The organism is Streptomyces sp. S.PNR 29 (assembly GCF_030386795.1).
GTDB lineage: Bacteria > Actinomycetota > Actinomycetes > Streptomycetales > Streptomycetaceae > Streptomyces.
Genome location: NZ_JANUQM010000012.1, coordinates 276,199 through 292,701, shown reverse-complemented (window position 1 = coordinate 292,701; position 16,503 = coordinate 276,199). Strand labels below are relative to the sequence as shown.

Here is a 16,503-nt window from a genome sequence, read left to right as displayed (position 1 = left end):
GGGGATCACCAGCAGCGCCGCCGCTCCCGTGACGCTTCCCAGCGCTCTTGCGAGTCTTCTTCTGTGCACAGCCCCTCCTTCGGGGACGGATCAGGAACGGTTCGAGGCCTCAGGCCTCGGGGGTGCCGGCGAAGACGAGCACGCGTACCTCCCACGCTCCGAGGTTCAGTGACGCTCCCGCGGGGAGGAACGCGCCGGTCAGGACGTCGGACAGCTCCACCGGCGTGATGACGCTCGCGGGCTCCCAGCTCCAGTTGTGGACGATGTGGACCCGGCGTCCGTCCGTGGAGGTGCCCGTCGCGGCCGTGACGGACGCGGGGAGGTCCTGCCATGCGTGCCGTGAGGACGGTGTCAGCCACTCGGCCAGTGCCCGGGCGAGGTCACGGCCGGGCACCGTGCCGACGTACGTCACGCGGCCCTCGCCGTGACGGCGGGTGGTGACCGCGGGCCAGCGGCCGAAGTGCGGATGGTCGTACGTGGCGAGTACGTCGGCGTCGGTGACGGTCAGGCCGTCCGCCCAGCGCGTCCCGGTCGCGCCGTCGGGGAGGTCGAGGGGGGCGCCGGGTGCCGACCGCACGGGGACCTCCCGCACGAGGTTGCTGAACTCGTCGTAGGTGACGCCCGCGGCGTCGCCGAGACGTCCGGGGGCCGGCTCGGTGCGGGCCCGGGCCTCCTGGTCGGCGTAACCGGTGCGCGGTCCGAGGACCAGGTGGCCGCCCGCATGGGCGTAGGCGGCCAGCCAGTCGAGGGACGAGTCGGCGGCGAGGTACAACGCCGGGACGACGAGGACCGGGTGGCGGCGGACGGCCTCCTCCGGCGAAAGACCCTCGCGCTCCCCGCGTGGATCGTGCAACTGGCGGGCGTGGACGATGCGGACCTGGCGCCCGGCGTCGAACGCGCCGCGGTAGAAGGGGTCGAAGAAGCGGTGGTAGGCGGCCGGGTCCGGTTCGCCGTCCGGCTTGGCGAGCGGGGGGTACTTCTGCATGAGCCATTTGCTCGGCGTCGAGTACACCATGGTGATGTCGGCGTCCGGTTCGAGGCCGGCGACGAGCCCGCCCGCCGTCTCGAACTCCGCGCCCAGGCGGGCGAGTTCCGCGTACGTCCGGCCGGGCCGACCGGTGTGGGGGAGGATGCCGCCCCAGTAGGTCTCCGCGCCGAAGTGCAGCGTGTGCCAGTGCCAGTACTCGATCATGCGGGCCCCGCGCGCGACGAGCGCCCAGGCGGCCTGCCGCCACTGGCCGTCGTAGGCGGGGCGGTTGTCCCAGGGGAAACCGATCGAGCCGGCGTTGGTCTCGGTCACCAGGAACGGTGCCTGACGGGAGGAGAACATCCAGTCGGCGGTCTGGTACAGAGCCCACACACCGGTGGTCTTCCAGATCTGCTCATGGACGTCGGGCGTGGAGTCCGGCAGGAGGAGGCCGTCCTGCATGTCGTAGTACGGGTTGCCGGAGGCGATGTCGAGGCGGTCGGTCAGCTCGTCGTCCTCGACCCCCTGGCGGGTGTAGGAGATACAGGTGGTGACGAACTGCTCGGGCCGGGCGTACTCGCGGACGATGTCGGCCTGCCAGCCGATGAACTCGGTGACCTGGCGGGCCTGGAACTCGCGCCAGGCGACGTCGTACTGAGGCTGTTCGTTTCCGTCCGGCGTCCACAGGTCGGCCCATGTCGACAGGCGATGGGACCAGTAGACCAGGCCCCATGCACGGTTGAGGGTTTCCACGTCGCCGTACTTCTCGCGCAGATGGTCCACGAAGCGCTGGAAGACACCGCGGTTGTGGAAGAGGTGCAGGCCGGGTTCGTTGTCCACCTGGAAACCGACGACGGCCGGGTGGTCCGCGTACCGGGAGACGATCCTGCGGACGACTCGTTCGGCGTGGAACCGGAAGGCGGGATGGGTGAAGTCGACCTCCTGTCGGGCGCCCCAGCCGAGGCGCTGCCCCGTGGCGTACTCGCCCGTGATCTCCGGGTACTGGCGGGCCAGCCACGGAGGGACGGCGTACGTGGGGGTGCCGAGGACGACGGAGATGCCGCGTTCATGGGCGCCGTCGAGGACCGGCTGGAGCCAGTCGAGGTCGAAGCGGCCGTTCTCCGGTTCCCAGGTGGACCAGACGGACTCGCCGACCCGGATCACGGTGACGTGGGCGTCGGCCATCAGGTCCAGGTCCGTCTTGAGGCGTTCGCCGGGCCGTTCGTAGGGCTGGTACTCGTGGTAGTACGCGGCGCCGAAGAGGACGCGGGCAGGCAGAGCCGCCATGAAAGGGAACCTCCGAAGAGTGGGGGAGTGGTACGGGGACTGCGTGCCCTACTGCTTGACGCCGCCGGTGGCCAGACCGCTCTGCCAGTAGCGCTGGAGCATGAGGAAGGCCACGACCAGCGGAACGATCGAGATCAGCGAGCCGGTCACGACCAGCGCGAGCATGTCGCTGCTGGCGCCCGCTCCACCGTTCTGCGCCTGGGCCGCCCAGGAGGAGAGGCCGACCGTGATGGGGTACAGGTTCGGGTCGTTGAGCATGATCAGCGGCAGGAAGTAGTTGTTCCAGGTGGCGACCAGTGTGAAGAGCAGGACCGTGACCAGGCCGGGGCCCAGCAGCCTGAGGGCGATGCGGAAGAAGATCCGCGCCTCGCCCGCGCCGTCGATGCGGGCAGCCTCCAGGATGCTGTCGGGGACCGCGTCCTGGGCGTGGATACGCATGAGATACAGGCCGAACGGGTTCACGAGCGAGGGCAGGATGATCGCCCAGGGGGTGTTGACCAGGCCCGCCTTCGCGAAGAGCAGATAGGTCGGGATCGCCAGGGCGGTGGTCGGGACCATGACGGCGCCGAGTACGAGGTTGAGGGCGGCCCGGTCACCGCGGAAGCGGAACTTGGCGAACCCGTACCCTCCGGCGGCCGCGAGCAGCGCGGCGCCGACCGCGCTGACGACGGCGTACAGCATCGTGTTGAGCAGCCAGTGCGCGAACACCCCGTCGTCCTGGGTGAAGGTCTCCTTGATGTTCGTCAGCAGTTGCGGAGTGTCGGAGAACCACAGGCCGAAGCTGTTGAACAGGTCCTGTGTGCTCTTGGTCGAGGCGATCAGCAGCCACAGGAGGGGAAGGAGGAAGTAGGCCAGGGCGGCCAGCATGGCGATCGTCAGCGGGGTGCTGCGGCGGGCCGAGTGCGTTTTCGCGTGGGCGGTGCGCGCCGGCTGCGTCGTCGTCGCGGCGGCCGTGGCCGGCGGTGTCGTCGTCACGGGGTCCCCCTGCGGTTCGCGGTGAGCAGGACGCCGTAGGAGGCGATCACGATGACGAGGCCCAGGAGGAAGGACACCGTGGCCGCGTAGTTGACCTGCTGGCCGGTGAAGGCCAGGGAGTAGGCGTAGAGGTTGGCGGTGTAGGAACTGCTGATCACGTCCGGGGCGATCTTCATCAGCAGGTTCGGTTCGTTGAACAGCTGGAAGCTGCCGATCACGGAGAACAGCAGGGTGAGCAGCAGCGCCGGGCGGAGCGCGGGGAGCTTGACCGACCAGGCGATGCGCCAGGCACCGGCACCGTCCATCGCGGCCGCCTCGTACAACTCCTGCGGGATCGTACGCAGGGCGGCGTACAGGATGATCATGTTGTAGCCGACGAACTCCCACGTCACGATGTTCGCCAGGCTGCCGAGCATCCAGCCGTCGCTGAGGAAGTGCGGGGCCGGCAGCTCCAGCGTGCGGCTCAGCTGGGCGAAGGGGCCGAAGTCCGGGCCGTACAGATAGCCCCACATGAGCGCGGCGACCACGCTCGGCACGGCGTAGGGAACGAAGATGCCCAGCCGGATCACGCGCGCGAGGCGCAGCAGACCACTGTCGAGCGCGAGCGCGAACAGCAGCGCCAGCAGCAGCATCACGGGGACCTGGAGCACGAAGAACAGCGCGACGCGGCCGACACCGCCCAGGAACTGCGCGTCGCTCAGGGCCTGGACGTAGTTGTCGAGACCGACGAACACCCTTCCGCCGACCAGTCGCTCCTGGAACAGGCTGAGGTACGCGGCATAGCCGAGTGGGGCGAGGAAGAGCAGCAGGAACAGCACCATGAACGGTGCGACGAACAGCGGCCCCGCTGATCGACGACGGTGCGTGGCAGCCATCTCAGCCCCCCTTGACGGTGAAGCCCTGACCCTTGGCGTACGTGGTCAGGCGCGTCTGCCACGTGCCCAGCGCGGCGACCGTGTCGGTCTTGTCGGCCAGAGACTTGCCGACCGTCTCGGTCCAGTCCGTCGCCGCCTTGTCCAGGAAGGGAGGCCACTGGAACGAGGCATTGACCGTGTCGCTGATGCCGGCGAAGACCTGGTTGACCTTCTGACCGCCGTAGAACGACGGAGCGTCCGAGGCGAAGTCGGGGTCGGTGAGGAGGGCCTTCGTCGCCGGGAAGAAGAACTGCTCGGTGGCGAACATCTTGGCGCTCGCCGGGTCGCTGTTGAGGAACTGCGCGAACAGGGCGGCCGCGATGGGATTCTTGGTCGACCGGATGACCGCCGTCGTCGAGCCGCCCCAGTTGCCCGAGCTGGGCTTGGCGGCGTCCCACTGCGGCAGCGGCGCCGCCCGCCATTTGCCGGCGGTGGCCTTGGCCGAACCGGAGAGAAAGACCGGGCCCCAGGCCGCGGTGATCCAGGTCGCGTACTTGCCCTTGTTGAGCGCCGCGTACCAGGCATCGGTGAAGTCCGGCTCGACACCGATGACCCCCTCCTTCGCCAGCCCACCCCAGTACGCGCCGAGTTTCTTCGACACCGCGTCGTCGACGCTGATGGTGATGTCGCTCTTGCCGGAGACGACGTACGGCCTGGCACCCGCCTGCCACAGCAGCCCGTGCCAGGCGGCGACCTGGTTGGCCGCGAGGTTGGTGAGGTACACGCCGGGGTCGGCCTTGTGCAGCTTGCGCGCTGCTTCGGCGAACTCGTCCCAGGTGCCCGGCACTTCGATGCCGTGCTTGTCGAAGATGTCCTTCCGGTACAGCATGCCCATCGGGCCGGTGTCCTGCGGGATCGCCCAGACCTCGCCGTCGCTGCCGCTGACCTGGCCCCAAGTCCAGTCGACGAACTCGTCCTTGAGCGTGGCGGCGCCGTAGGGCCGAAGGTCCAGCAGGCTGTCCGTGATCGTGAAGGTCGGGATCGCCTGGTACTCGATCTGCACCATGTCCGGGGCGCCGCTGCCGGCCTTGAGCGCCGTACGCAGCTTGGTGTACTGCGGGGTGCCCTGACCGGCGTTGACGACCTTGACCTTGACGGCCGGGTACTTCTTCTCGAAGAGGGCGACCTCCTTGTCGATGTTCGGTACCCAGGTCCAGAACGTCAGCTCGGTCGGCGTCTTCATCGCCTTGTCGATGTCGGCGCGGCTGACCGGCTTGCCGGCGGCGGAGGAACCGCCGTTGTCACCGCCGCCGCAAGCAGTGAGGGCGGCGCCGAAGGAGAGGGCGCCCGTCGTGGTGAGGAACAGCCGACGGCTCATCGGGGACGCGCTGGACAGGAATGTGGTTCGGGGCATGGTGAACTCCCGCCGATGGCGAAGGTGGCGGCATGCCTGGCGAGGGCGTGCCGAAGGGGTGTGGGACGGAAGGCGCGGACGCGCGACCGGGCTGGAACGCCGGCATGGCCGGGGCGCGTCCAGGTGGACGGGGCCGACGACGCGCCATGTGTTGCGGAGGCGGAGATCGCGGCCGGAGAGAAGAGGTGAGGGAGCCCCGTACAGGGTGCTCCGAGCCGGCTCAGGGCATGCTGGGATCAGGGGTGACCGCGCGCGTCGCCCGGGGCGAGGGGCGCGCCCGGAGCGGCCGGGCAGTGACCGGTCGGGCGGCTTGCCCTGGGGTCACGCTTCGGTCATGGGCCGTTGCCGCGCGGGCAGGCCGGTGTCATTCGGTGTCAGGTGGCGGGGCCTCCGTTCGAGAGCGACGGATCGGGCTTTCCCCGTCGGGAACGGGAGGCGGCGCGCCGCCCGCGAGCCGGGGTCGTCCGGTTCGGCGGCGGCGCGGTCGAGGCGCGGATGATGAGATCGACCGGTGGGTCACTGGCCGTCAAGGGGGCTGCCTCCGGGTTCTCGATGACGTGCACGAGACGCTTGAGTCCCTCCTGCGCCACGGCGTCGAACGGCTGCCGCACCGTGGTCAGGGGAGGAGCCACATGGGCGGCGACCGGAATGTCGTCGAAGCCGACGACGCTGACGTCCTCCGGTACGCGCCGTCCGGCCTCCGTGAGCGCGTGGATGAGACCGATCGCCATGTCGTCGTTGGCGGCGAAGACCGCGGTGACGTCACCGTCCTCGGCCAGTTCGCGCCCGGCCGCGTACCCGGACGCGGCCGACCAGTCGCCCGCGATGACCGGAGGTACGTCTCTGCCGTGTGCCGTCAGCGTCGCTCGCCATCCTTCCAGGCGGTCCCGGGCGGCGTACCAGCGCTGTGGACCGGCCAGGTGATGAACCGTCGGATGACCGAGTCCCAGCAGGTGTTCGGTCGCGGTACGCGCCATCAGGTCGGCACCGTCGCCCACGGTCAGCACCGTGGGCGCGGTGACGGGCGGCGGGGCGCCGATGACGAGGACCGGCACGGCGACGCGGAGGGTCACGTCTCCGTCCTCTCCGGCCTCGTCGATCGGTTCGGAGATGACGATGCCGTCCACGCCCTGGTCGAGGAGCGAGTCCACGGCGCCCGCGATGCCCGCAAGGTCGCCTTCCACCGAGTTGACCACGCGGAGTGCGTAGCCCGTGTCGCGGACGACCCGCTCGACACCCATGAGCAGTGAGGCCGGCCCGTACAGGGCTGTGCCCAGCGTGACCACGCCGATGGAGCGGGTGCGTCCGGAGGCCAGTGCCCGGGCGGCACTGTTGCGCCGGTAACCGAGCTGCTCGGCGGCTTCCAGGACGCGTCGGCGCACCTCCGCGGAGACGTACGGCTCATCGTTGAAGACCCTCGACACCGTCTTCTGGGAGACCCCGGCCACGCGGGCCACGTCCATGCTGCTCGGCGCGGCGGAGCTACCGCCCCGCCCTGTCCCTCGCGTCATGGCACCTCCCGCCGACCGCACGATCCAGCCCTATGGTGTCAGACACCGCCTGCCCGACTCGTGTCCGAGGCCGCCTGACTGCGCTGTCATGTCTGCGTAGTCATGTCTACGCAGTCATAGAGGAGCCGTCAAGGGGTCGGTGGGGATCGTTCACGGAACCGCACCTGGGTTCAACTGCCGCCCGGCTCTCGACGGGAGCCGTGACCGGTACCGGGCGGTGTCGCTGATGACGCCGTGCTGAAAGCCGTGCGGCGGGTCAGCGGGGAGGGCCGGCTGTTCGCGGCGGTCCTTGCATGGCCGGGAACAGAGCGCGGGTGCGGTCGGGGTCGGGCGAGACGAAGGTGCCGTCCGCGGTGACCACGGCGGTCGACGGGTCCCCCTCGACGCTGATCGACCCGGCCACGAAGACCTTGCGGCCCTCGGTCCCCGTGACGCGGGCGTAGACCCGTAGGGGGGTCTCCAGCGGCACGGGTCGGTGGTACCGCACCTGCAGGGAGACCGTCATGCCCGGCGTTCCGGCCGCGACGCAGGCCCAGCCCATGACCTCGTCCAGCAGCATGGCGCTCATGCCGCCGTGTCCGTAGCCGGGCGGGCCTTCGTGGGCGATGCCGAGGGTGCAGCGGCCGACGATGCCGTCGGCGTCCTGCGTCACCCGCAGGGGCGGGGCGAGGGGGCTGCCGGCTCCGGTGACGGGGCTGTACATCCGGACCCCTCCGGGGAACTCGTCCACGGCGGGTATCTCTGCCGGTGCGCGCTGTCGGCCGGTCAGCTGTCCGGCGAGCCGACGCACACCGTCCGCAACGTGGTGCAGGACGTCCGCCGAGGCCGCGGTGCGTACGGTGGCGTCCACCAGGGACCGCAGTTCGTGGCCGAGTGCGGCGATCGCCGCCCGCTGATGGGCGAGTTGTTCTTCTGTCGGTCTCGCGGGGCCGGGGTCCGTGGCCGTTTCGGGCAGTGGTGCGTTCATCGGGTTTCTCGGGTCGGGGGAGGTGGGGCGGGAGCGTGGCGCGGTCAGCCGTCGGCGCGGACGAAGACGGGCTTGAGGCGCTTCTCGGGCAGTGCGTCGGGGAGTTGGTCCCAGTCGAGGACGTGGGAGACGACCCGGGCCGGGTCGACCTTGCCGGATCCGGCGAGAGCGAGGGCGTCGGGGATGTGGTTGCGGACGTTGTCGCGGGCGATGCGCAGGGTGACGCCGGTGAGGTACATGTCGAGCAGCGGCAGCTCACCGGGGCGGAAGTGGTTGCCCGCCGACTCGCAAACGCCCTCCGGTACGAGGGACTTGACGGCCAGGGCCAGCTGGTCGACCCGGCCCGTCGCCTCCACCGCGATGTCGAAGCCGTGCCGGACGGGCTCAAGCGTCTCGGCGGTGGCGGCGCCGTAGCCGCGGGCGATCTCGCGGTGCTCGGGGTCGGGGTCGACGTACAGGACGCTGGAGGCGCCGAGGGCGCGGGCGATGTCGCACACGTAGAGGCCGATGCTGCCCCGGGCGACGACCAGGACGCGGGCTTCGGGCCGGTTCTTCAGATGGGGCGCGACCAGACGCCACGACAAGGACCAGTTGTCGCCGGCGGACGCCATGGCGACGGGGTCCAGACCGCCGGGCAGGGGCACCAGCATGGCGTCCGCCCAGGGGACACGGACCAGGTCGGAGAAGAGCCCGCCCCAGGTGCCGCCGATGGGTGCGCCGTACATGGCCATGTGCGGTACGGCCGTGCAGTGCGCGGTCAGTCCCGCGCGGCAGTTGTCGCAGGTGCCGCAGTTGATGGACCAGGGCACGACGACCAGGTCGCCGGGGGCCACGGTGGTGACGGCGTCACCGGTCTCGACGACGCGGGCCACGCACTCGTGCCCCAGGGCGAACGGCGGGTCGATGAAGCCGTGCCCGGCCAGGATCGCGGAGTCGACGTCGCAGGAGGTGGCGGCCACGGGGGCGACGATCGCCTCCTGGCCGGACCGGAGTTCGGGGTCGGGCGCCTCGCGCCACTCGACGGTATGGCGGGCCACGTAGGTCAGCTCACGCATCGGCCTGCTGTCCCTTCGCCAGAGCCACCAGGTCGGCGTAGCGGATCACGGAGCCTCCGGCGCCCCAGGTGCCGTCGGGCTGCTCGTGCACCAGCACCCACACCCGCAGGGCGTCGTCCGGGGAGAGCCCGGCCGCCGCGAGCACGCTCCTGGTGACGTCCTCGACCAGTCCGCTCTTGCGCCGCTCGGACAGCGCGCCCTGCGGAACCGTCACCTCCACCAGGAAACGGGGCGCGTCGTCCTCGGCGGTGGTCTGGGCCCCTTCAGGGAGCTCGACGAGGTAACTCCACGCCTGGGCGCGGAAGAACGCGGTGTCGGGCGCTCCCTCCCAGCGCAGCAGGACGGCGGCCAGATCGCGCTGGACCGTCCTGCGGCCCTCCTCGGCCAGGGCACCGTGTGGTGCGGTGAGCCGGATCATCGGCATGACGAAGTCTCCCCTTCGGCTGGACACGGGCTATGACAGTCGTTATAGACCACGGTCACGCTAGACTATGACGTGCGTTATAGCCAGAGGGGAGCACGGTCTTGGCCAAGCCCAGCGCGCCGTCGCGCGAGCGCATCGTGGCCGGTGCGGCCGACATGATCAGCAGGCGCGGTCTGAGCGCCACGAGCATCCGGGAGCTGGCCAAACACGCCAAGGCGCCGCTCGGCTCGACCTACCACTACTTCCCGGAGGGCAAGCAGCAACTGGCCACCGAGGCGGTGCGGTACGCGGGCGAGGCGGTCGCTCGCCTCCTGCGCAAGGAACTGGACGCGGGCCCCGTCGCCGGACTGCGCGCCTTTCTGGCCCTGTGGCGCGGCATCGTCATCGACAGCGACTTCCGCGCCGGCTGCCCGGTCCTGGCCGTCGCCGTGGAGGAGCCGCCGGCCGAGGAGACCCCGCCGGCCCTCGTCGCCGCGGCCGAGGCGTTCGAGGGCTGGGAGCGGCTGCTCGCCGAGGCGCTGCGTGAGCACGGTGCCACCTCCGACCAGGCTCCAGGGCTGGCGGCCCTCATCGTGGCCTCCGTCGAGGGCGCCATCGCCATGTGCCGCGCCAAGCGCAGCATGCAACCCCTGGACCAGGTCGCGCAGCAGCTCGAAGCCCTGATCGCCGGCGCGCTCGACCGCCCGGCCTGAGGGGCGAGGGCCCTCGGCTCAGGCGCCGATCGCGGCGCGGATCGCCTTCGCCTTCTCCTCGGTGAACACGCCGCTCTCCAGGAGGGAGAGGATGGAGAGGACGCCGCCGCCGGAGCCCCAGCTGCCTTCCTCGACGACCCGGAAGGTGACCCACCAGGCCGGCGACGGCTCCGGCAGTCCGCAGGCGTCGGCCAGTGCGGACAGGATGCGCTCGATGACCTCGGCCCGGACCTCGCGGCGCCAGTCCCCGTCCATGACGGCCACGTCGATCACCATGACGTCGGGCCGCTGGCCGGCATCCGCCAGCAGACGGCCACCGATGGCCATCATGTCCGGCTCGCGCTCCATGAAGTGCACCTGGAATCCGGCCCGGGCGGCCGGCGCGAACTGCCCCACTTCGGGCACGAGCACGGCGTCGGTCAGCGTCTCGGCCAGGGCGCGGCGCTGCTCCGGGCTCAGGCGCCCCTTCGGTGTAGGCCGACCGTACAGCTTTCTATGACGGTCGTCATGGAGGGGGTGGGTGGAGCGGTGCCCGGCCGAGGTCTGAAACCAGTCGGAAACAAGGTCTTGTCGTGGGTAAAAACGATGGTTAGTTTAACGGCCAATCGAAGCCAGCTCTGGTCGTCGGGGGGCCTCCAGCGCGTTTGCACACGTCAAGGAAGGGCAGTGCCATGACGCTTGAGAACGTGAACCTCTCACGTCGCAGTCTTCTTGGACTCGGAGTCGCGGCGGGCGTCATCACGCTCACGGCGTGCGGCTCCGGCAGCGGTTCGAGCGACGACCCTCTGGTGATGACCGTGTGGGGTGGCGAGGCCGACCGGAAGACCTACCAGAAGCGCATCGACCTGCTGGTGAAGAAGCACCCGGAGCTGAAGGTCAAGCTCCAGCTGATCCCGGGCGACTCCTACCCGCAGAAGGTGCAGACGATGATCGCGGGCGGCAACGGCCCGGACATCATGCAGGTCGCCGAGAACGTCAACGTGTACTCCAGCAAGAACCAGCTCAGGCCGCTCGACGACCTCGCCAAGAGTGCGGGTCTGGACCCGAAGAAACGATTCGGCTCGATCGGTTCGATCTACTCCTACCAGGGCAAGCTCTACGCGATACCCGACCGCTCCGGCGCGATGATCGTGTACTACAACAAGACCCTCTTCGAGAAGAAGGGCATCAAGGCGCCGACGGCGGACTGGACGTGGGACGACGCGCTCGACGCGTTCAAGGAGCTGACGGTTCCGGGCAGGACGTGGGGCTACGGCGGCGCGGGGTGGTGGGCCCAGTGGTGGAGCTTCGTGTACCAGAACGGCGGCACCATCATCGACGCCAACGGCAAGCCGGCCGTCGCGACCGACGAGGTCGTCGAGGCGCTGCAGTGGGCGGGCGACCTGGTCTTCAAGCACGGCGTGGTGCCGACTCCCAAGCAGTACGCCGACATGGGCGCTGACATCGGCGGTGACCAAGCGTTCGCCAATGGGAAGGTCGGTGTCAACACCACCGGGTTCTGGGCCATCAGTGGCCTCGCGCAGACCAAGTTCGAGTGGGATATCGCGCCACTGTGGCGTGGCAAGAAGCAGGCGGTGACGGCCTTCGGTAGCGGCCTCGCCATCTCCCGTACCGCGAAGAACCCCACGAACGCGTTCAAGGCGATCGACTTCCTCACCTCGCCGGAGGCCCAGCAGCAGATCATCGCCTCGGGTGAGGACGTGCCGGCCAACCTGGAGGTGCAGCGGAGCGACGCGTTCCTCAAGCCGGCGTGGATGAAGACGCCGGTGGACATGAACGTGTTCGCCGAGTCGAGCTCCTTCGTCTTCCACGAACCGTTCATCCCGGAGTGGAACGAGATGCAGACGGCCTTCGACAAGGGGCTGGCCGACTTCTGGCTCGGCAAGCAGAGGGACGCCCGGGCCGCGCTCACCGCGGTCCAGAAGAACCTTGAGTCGATCATCCAGTCCGCGGGATGACGGGTGATGTCGAAGCTGCGGCGCCGCGAGGCGCTCTGGTTCTACCTGTTCGCCTCACCGTGGATCGTCGGGTTCCTCGTATTCCTGCTCGGACCGATGGTCGCGTCGATCTACCTGTCGCTGACGGACTGGGATTCCTTCACGCCGCCCAAGTGGGTCGGTCTGCAGAACTACGTGAAGCTGCTGACCGATGATCCCGCCTTCTGGAAGGCGCTGTGGAACACCTGTTACTACGCGGCGATATCGGTCCCGCTCGGACTGGTGATCGGGCTGTGGCTGGCGAACCTGCTCAACAAGCAGGTTCGTGCCCGCAAGGTGTTCCGCACCCTGATCTACCTGCCGACCCTGGTCCCGCTGGTCGCCACGGCCATGATCTTCAAGATGGTGCTCGCCCCGTCGGGTCCCTTCAACAAGATGCTCGGAGCGATCGGCATCCCGGGGCCGTCGTGGCTGCTGGACCCGACCTGGGTCAAACCCGCCCTGATCCTGCTGTCGGTGTGGGGTGCCGGCAGCGCGACCGTCCTGCTGCTCGCGGCCATGAAGGGCATTCCGCGGGAGCTGTACGAGGCGGCCGAGGTCGACGGCGCGGGCGCGGTGCGGCAGTTCTGGAGCATCACCGTGCCGCATCTGACGCCGATCATCTTCTTCAACCTGGTGATGGGGCTGATCGGCGCGTTCCAGGTGTTCTCCCAGGTGTACATCCTCACCAAGGCCCAGGCAGGCGCCTACAACGCCAGCCAGACGATGGTGCCGTTGCTGTTCGACCAGGCGTTCTCCTACTACCACATGGGGTACGCGTCAGCGATCTCCTGGCTGCTGTTCGCGGTGATCCTGGTGTTCACGCTGCTCGCCTTCCGCACCACCCGGCGCTGGGTGTTCTACGAAACCGAGGTCAAGTGATGGCCGCCGTCATCTCCACCGCCGCGCCGCAGCAGGAACACCAAGAGCGCGGGCGGCGCCGTATCACCCACACGGTGCGGGCGTTCCGGGCGACACCGTTCACCTACGCGACCCTGATCATCGTGTCGGCGATCCTCTCGACCCCCCTGGTGTTCGTCGTGTCGATCGCGCTGTCGAGCGACCAGACGGTCAACGCCAACACCTTCACGATCATCCCGCACGAGTTCCACTGGGAGAACTTCACCCGGGTGTTCGGAACGGACCTGCCCATGGGCCGGTTCCTGGTGAACTCGCTGATCATCTCGGTGGGGTCCGTGGTCGGCCAGGTGGTGTCGAGCGGCCTCGTCGGCTACGCGTTCGCACGGCTCAGGGCACCCGGGAAGAACGCGCTGTTCCTGATCGTCATCGCCACGATGATGATCCCGGCACAGATCACGATGATCCCGCAGTTCATCCTCTTCCGGGACCTGGGCTGGGTGAACACCTATCTGCCGCTGATCGTGCCGAACTTCTTCTCCAACGCCTTCAACGTCTTCCTGGTACGCCAGTTCGTCTCCCGCCTGCCGAGCCAGCTCGACGAGGCCGCCATGGTGGACGGGCTCGGCTTCTTCGGCATCTACCGGCGGATCATGTTCCCGATGCTGAGGCCGGTGCTGATCGCGATCGGCATCTTCACCCTGACGTACAACTGGGGTGACTTCATGGGGCCGTTGATCTATCTGAACGACGAGTCGAAGATGCCGTTGGCGCTCGGCGTGCAGTACATCACCAGTACCTCGCAGGCCCTGCAGGCGCCACCGTGGAACCTGGTGATGGTCGGTTCGATCCTGCTCACCCTGCCGATGATCGCCGTCTACTACCTCGGCCAGCGGTACCTGTACGAAATGGACATCAGCGGCGGAAGCGCGGGGGTCAAGTGAGGCGGCCGGCCATCGTCAACAAGGGCATCGAGCTCGACGCCCGGTGCATCCGGATCGACGGCCGTCCACGCGTCCTGCTGTGTGCGTCGCTGTTCTACTTCCGCCTACCGCGCGAGCAGTGGCGGGCGCGGCTCGAACAGGTGCGGGCGTCGGGATACACCTGCGTCGACGTCTATCTGCCGTGGAACTTCCACGAGACGGCACCCGGCCGCTGGTCCTTCGAGGGCGGACGGGACGTCGCCGCCTTCCTGGACCTGGCGCACGAGGCCGGGCTGTACGTCATCGCGCGGCCAGGTCCGTACATCTGCTCCGAGTGGGACGGCGGCGCGTTGCCGGCCTGGCTGGGCCTCGATCCCGACCTGCGGGTCCGTCAGAACGAACCGCGCTTTCTCGCCCAGGTCACCGCGTGGTTCGACCGGGTGCTGCCTCTGCTGACCGCTCGGCAGTACCCGGCCGGGGGCCCGGTCGTCATGGTGCAGCTGGAGAACGAGCTGGACTTCTTCGACTGCGAGGACCGCACCGGATATCTGACCGCCCTGCGTGACCAGGCGATCCGTCACGGCATCACCGTGCCGTTGATCGCCTGCGCCGGGCAGGGCGATATCGAGGGCGCCACCGGAAACGTCCCCGGCGTCGTACCGGCGTGCAACTTCTACCCGGACGACGACTCCCCGCACATCGAGGCCGAAGTGCGGCGCTACACCGGGCTGCTGGCGGACCGAGGCGTGCCGCTGCTGATCACCGAGACGAACCGGCGTCATCGGACGCTACGGCGGTTGCTGGCGAGCGGCGCGTCGCTGATCGCGCCCTATCTGCAGTCGTCCGGGTGGAACTTCGGCTACACGCCGTCCAGCGGGAACTGGGGCAACCCCGGCAACTTCATGAGCCACGGCTACGACTTCGGCGGATACGTCTCGTCCACCGGTGCCGAACGGCCGGAGTACATCCAGGCGCAGGTACTCGCGCGGGTGATCGACGCGCTGGGATCCCGGCTGGCGCTCGCCACGCCGACCGTGTCCCGCGTGGAGGTGACCGCCGACTTTCCGACCAGTTCGTCGGCGTCGGCTCTGGACCTTCAGGAAGGCGGCCGGCTGGTCGCCGTCCCGAACCTGGGCACGGCACCGGGCACGGCGGTCGTGAACGGCGTGCCGGTCGCCGTCGCGCCGGACTCGTGTCCGCTGATGCTGGTGGACGTGCCGCTGCGGTCCTGGGGCTGCGACACGACGCTGACACTGGCGTCGGCGGATCTGGTGGCGGCGACGGACGGCGCGCTGGCGTTCTCCTCCGAGGTGCCGGTCACCGTCGTCCTGGGCGGCACCCACGTCGAGATCCCCGCGCCGACGACCGGCGCGCCCGAGCGGACGACCGTCGCGGGACTGACGCTCGTCGTGCTGGCGCCGCCGGATGCCGCACGCCTCCGGGCGCTGGACCGGGACGGCACGGTGCGGCTGACCGACGTGCCCCCTCCGCAGGGCACGACGCCGCCGGCCGCCGTACGGGCGGTTCGACGGCGGTCGGCCGCCGCCCCGGAGAAGCCGGCGGGCAGCCACGCGGTGCCGCCGACGCTGGAGTCGCTCGGCGTGTACCGGGGACGCGGCACCTACCGGACCACGGCGGATCTGACAGGCGTCGACGAACTGCTGCTCGTCGGCGCGGCGGACATCGTCGACCTGTCGATCGCGGGCCGGGTCCAGCCGCCGGTCGCCGGATTCGGTGCGGCACAGCGCATCGACGTCCATGAGGTGACGGGCAACGCCCCGATCGAGGCCGTGGTGGAGATCTGGGGGCACGCGAACTTCGACGACGCGCGTCTGCCCGCGCTCCGCCTCGGCGCGCTGCGCGGACTCGGCACGCTGTGGGCGGTCCGGAACGTGCAGGACCTGTCGGCCCTGTGGACGGTGCGTGGCCACTGGGCGGGCGCACCGGCGCCCACACGGGAGCTCGGCGGCTGGAGCAGCACCCGCGTCGGCGTCCCCGTCACCTACACGCGCGACATCCGGTCGACCACCGTGTCGGCCCTGCACCTGCGGGGTGTGGTCGAGCCGGTGCGCGTGACCGTGGACGACGGCGAGCCGAGCACCGTCCACGCCGAGGACCCCTGGGTCCTGCTGCCCGCCGGTACCCGTCAGGTCGCGGTGACGTTGCCGCACCACCCGAGTGGCGGCGGACTGCGCGCAGAGCTGCTGAGCCTCGAACCGGTGACGGACTGGTCGTGCGCCGTGCAGGACGACGAACTGCTGACCGGCTTCGCCGCCGGGAAAGGTCCCGCGCAGGACATCCGGCTGCCGCTGGCTCTGGAACCCGGTGAGGAGGCATGGCTCGACATCGACCTCCCGCCGTCCGACGACGGCTTCCTGGTGAGGCTGGACGGGTCACAGCTCCGCGCGACCGGCTGGGCCGCCGGGGAGTGCGTGGGGCGCGTCTGGGTCGGCGACCGACCGGCCTTCTCGGGTGGAGACCCGGACGTACTCTGGGTTCCGGCGGGATGGTCCGGGCTGACCCTGCTGCTCAGGGGTATCGACGGGCAGGGCGATCCGGAGCTTCGTAGGCTATGGCTGGAGTCTCCGAACGGTTGAGCC

Annotated in this window: 14 protein-coding genes; 5 read left to right on the top strand and 9 right to left on the bottom strand. The window is 69.6% G+C overall.

Features of this window, described 5'->3' with window-relative positions; translation table 11 throughout:
- Nucleotides 1-109: 109 nt before the first annotated feature.
- The 8 genes from NW895_RS30015 to NW895_RS29980 all read right to left on the bottom strand — a co-directional run bounded on the left by NW895_RS30015 (nt 110) and on the right by NW895_RS29980 (nt 9,454).
- The gene (locus NW895_RS30015; protein WP_289939483.1) at nt 110-2,254 is read right to left on the bottom strand and encodes a beta-galactosidase; all 2,145 of its coding nucleotides are present in this window, start codon (nt 2,252-2,254) and stop codon (nt 110-112) included.
- Nucleotides 2,255-2,302: 48 nt separating this feature from the next.
- Nucleotides 2,303-3,133, bottom strand: coding sequence for a carbohydrate ABC transporter permease (locus tag NW895_RS30010; RefSeq protein ID WP_289939560.1), 831 nt, complete (start codon nt 3,131-3,133; stop codon nt 2,303-2,305).
- 92 nt (nt 3,134-3,225) lie between these two features.
- Entirely contained in the window at nt 3,226-4,104 is an 879-nt protein-coding gene (locus tag NW895_RS30005; protein ID WP_289939480.1) for a sugar ABC transporter permease, read from the bottom strand.
- Between the two features lies 1 nt (nt 4,105).
- A complete protein-coding gene (locus NW895_RS30000) occupies nt 4,106-5,497 on the bottom strand; it encodes an extracellular solute-binding protein (RefSeq protein ID WP_289939478.1) in 1,392 nt (463 codons plus the stop codon).
- Between the two features lie 374 nt (nt 5,498-5,871).
- A complete protein-coding gene (locus tag NW895_RS29995; RefSeq protein WP_289939559.1) occupies nt 5,872-6,960 on the bottom strand; it encodes a LacI family DNA-binding transcriptional regulator in 1,089 nt (362 codons plus the stop codon).
- Nucleotides 6,961-7,264: 304 nt separating this feature from the next.
- Nucleotides 7,265-7,975 (bottom strand): PaaI family thioesterase, encoded by a 711-nt coding sequence (locus NW895_RS29990; RefSeq protein ID WP_289939476.1) that lies wholly within the window; start codon nt 7,973-7,975, stop codon nt 7,265-7,267.
- Nucleotides 7,976-8,019: 44 nt separating this feature from the next.
- Nucleotides 8,020-9,030, bottom strand: coding sequence for an alcohol dehydrogenase catalytic domain-containing protein (locus NW895_RS29985; protein WP_289939474.1), 1,011 nt, complete (start codon nt 9,028-9,030; stop codon nt 8,020-8,022).
- Nucleotides 9,023-9,454 carry a tautomerase family protein gene (locus NW895_RS29980; protein ID WP_289939471.1) on the bottom strand — a complete coding sequence of 144 codons (432 nt, stop codon included), beginning with the start codon at nt 9,452-9,454 and terminating at the stop codon, nt 9,023-9,025. Before NW895_RS29980 ends, NW895_RS29985 begins: the two co-directional genes overlap by 8 nt.
- 101 nt (nt 9,455-9,555) lie before the next feature.
- Here NW895_RS29980 and NW895_RS29975 point away from each other — a divergent pair, with 101 nt between their 5' ends.
- Nucleotides 9,556-10,146 (top strand): TetR/AcrR family transcriptional regulator, encoded by a 591-nt coding sequence (locus NW895_RS29975; RefSeq protein WP_289939469.1) that lies wholly within the window; start codon nt 9,556-9,558, stop codon nt 10,144-10,146.
- An 18-nt stretch (nt 10,147-10,164) separates the two neighbouring features.
- On the opposite strand, the gene NW895_RS29970 is transcribed toward NW895_RS29975, so the two are convergent.
- Nucleotides 10,165-10,635, bottom strand: coding sequence for a tautomerase enzyme (locus tag NW895_RS29970; protein ID WP_289939557.1), 471 nt, complete (start codon nt 10,633-10,635; stop codon nt 10,165-10,167).
- A gap of 182 nt (nt 10,636-10,817) precedes the next feature.
- On the opposite strand from NW895_RS29970, the gene NW895_RS29965 reads away from it, so the two are divergent.
- The 4 genes from NW895_RS29965 to NW895_RS29950 are packed head-to-tail and all read left to right on the top strand — an operon-like array spanning nt 10,818 to nt 16,500.
- Nucleotides 10,818-12,104, top strand: coding sequence for a sugar ABC transporter substrate-binding protein (locus NW895_RS29965; RefSeq protein WP_289939467.1), 1,287 nt, complete (start codon nt 10,818-10,820; stop codon nt 12,102-12,104).
- A gap of 6 nt (nt 12,105-12,110) precedes the next feature.
- Nucleotides 12,111-13,004, top strand: a complete 894-nt coding sequence (locus NW895_RS29960; protein WP_289939466.1) for a sugar ABC transporter permease — start codon at nt 12,111-12,113, stop codon at nt 13,002-13,004.
- Entirely contained in the window at nt 13,004-13,924 is a 921-nt protein-coding gene (locus NW895_RS29955; RefSeq protein WP_289939465.1) for a carbohydrate ABC transporter permease, read from the top strand. The genes NW895_RS29960 and NW895_RS29955 overlap by 1 nt, the downstream gene beginning before the upstream one ends.
- Nucleotides 13,921-16,500: a beta-galactosidase gene (locus NW895_RS29950; RefSeq protein WP_289939464.1), complete on the top strand. Its 2,580-nt coding sequence runs from the start codon at nt 13,921-13,923 to the stop codon at nt 16,498-16,500. The genes NW895_RS29955 and NW895_RS29950 overlap by 4 nt, the downstream gene beginning before the upstream one ends.
- Nucleotides 16,501-16,503: the final 3 nt, after the last annotated feature.

What these genes read in the sequence shown, in the direction of transcription:
- NW895_RS30005 (WP_289939480.1), bottom strand. Translation starts at nt 4,104, where the DNA reads ATGGCTGCCACGCACCGTCGTCGATCAGCGGGGCCGCTGTTCGTCGCA.
- NW895_RS29990 (WP_289939476.1), bottom strand. Translation starts at nt 7,975, where the DNA reads ATGAACGCACCACTGCCCGAAACGGCCACGGACCCCGGCCCCGCGAGA.
- NW895_RS30000 (WP_289939478.1), bottom strand. Translation starts at nt 5,497, where the DNA reads ATGCCCCGAACCACATTCCTGTCCAGCGCGTCCCCGATGAGCCGTCGG.
- NW895_RS29960 (WP_289939466.1), top strand. Translation starts at nt 12,111, where the DNA reads ATGTCGAAGCTGCGGCGCCGCGAGGCGCTCTGGTTCTACCTGTTCGCC.
- NW895_RS29995 (WP_289939559.1), bottom strand. Translation starts at nt 6,960, where the DNA reads ATGGACGTGGCCCGCGTGGCCGGGGTCTCCCAGAAGACGGTGTCGAGG.
- NW895_RS29980 (WP_289939471.1), bottom strand. Translation starts at nt 9,454, where the DNA reads ATGCCGATGATCCGGCTCACCGCACCACACGGTGCCCTGGCCGAGGAG.
- NW895_RS30015 (WP_289939483.1), bottom strand. Translation starts at nt 2,254, where the DNA reads ATGGCGGCTCTGCCTGCCCGCGTCCTCTTCGGCGCCGCGTACTACCAC.
- NW895_RS29985 (WP_289939474.1), bottom strand. Translation starts at nt 9,030, where the DNA reads ATGCGTGAGCTGACCTACGTGGCCCGCCATACCGTCGAGTGGCGCGAG.
- NW895_RS29965 (WP_289939467.1), top strand. Translation starts at nt 10,818, where the DNA reads ATGACGCTTGAGAACGTGAACCTCTCACGTCGCAGTCTTCTTGGACTC.
- NW895_RS29955 (WP_289939465.1), top strand. Translation starts at nt 13,004, where the DNA reads ATGGCCGCCGTCATCTCCACCGCCGCGCCGCAGCAGGAACACCAAGAG.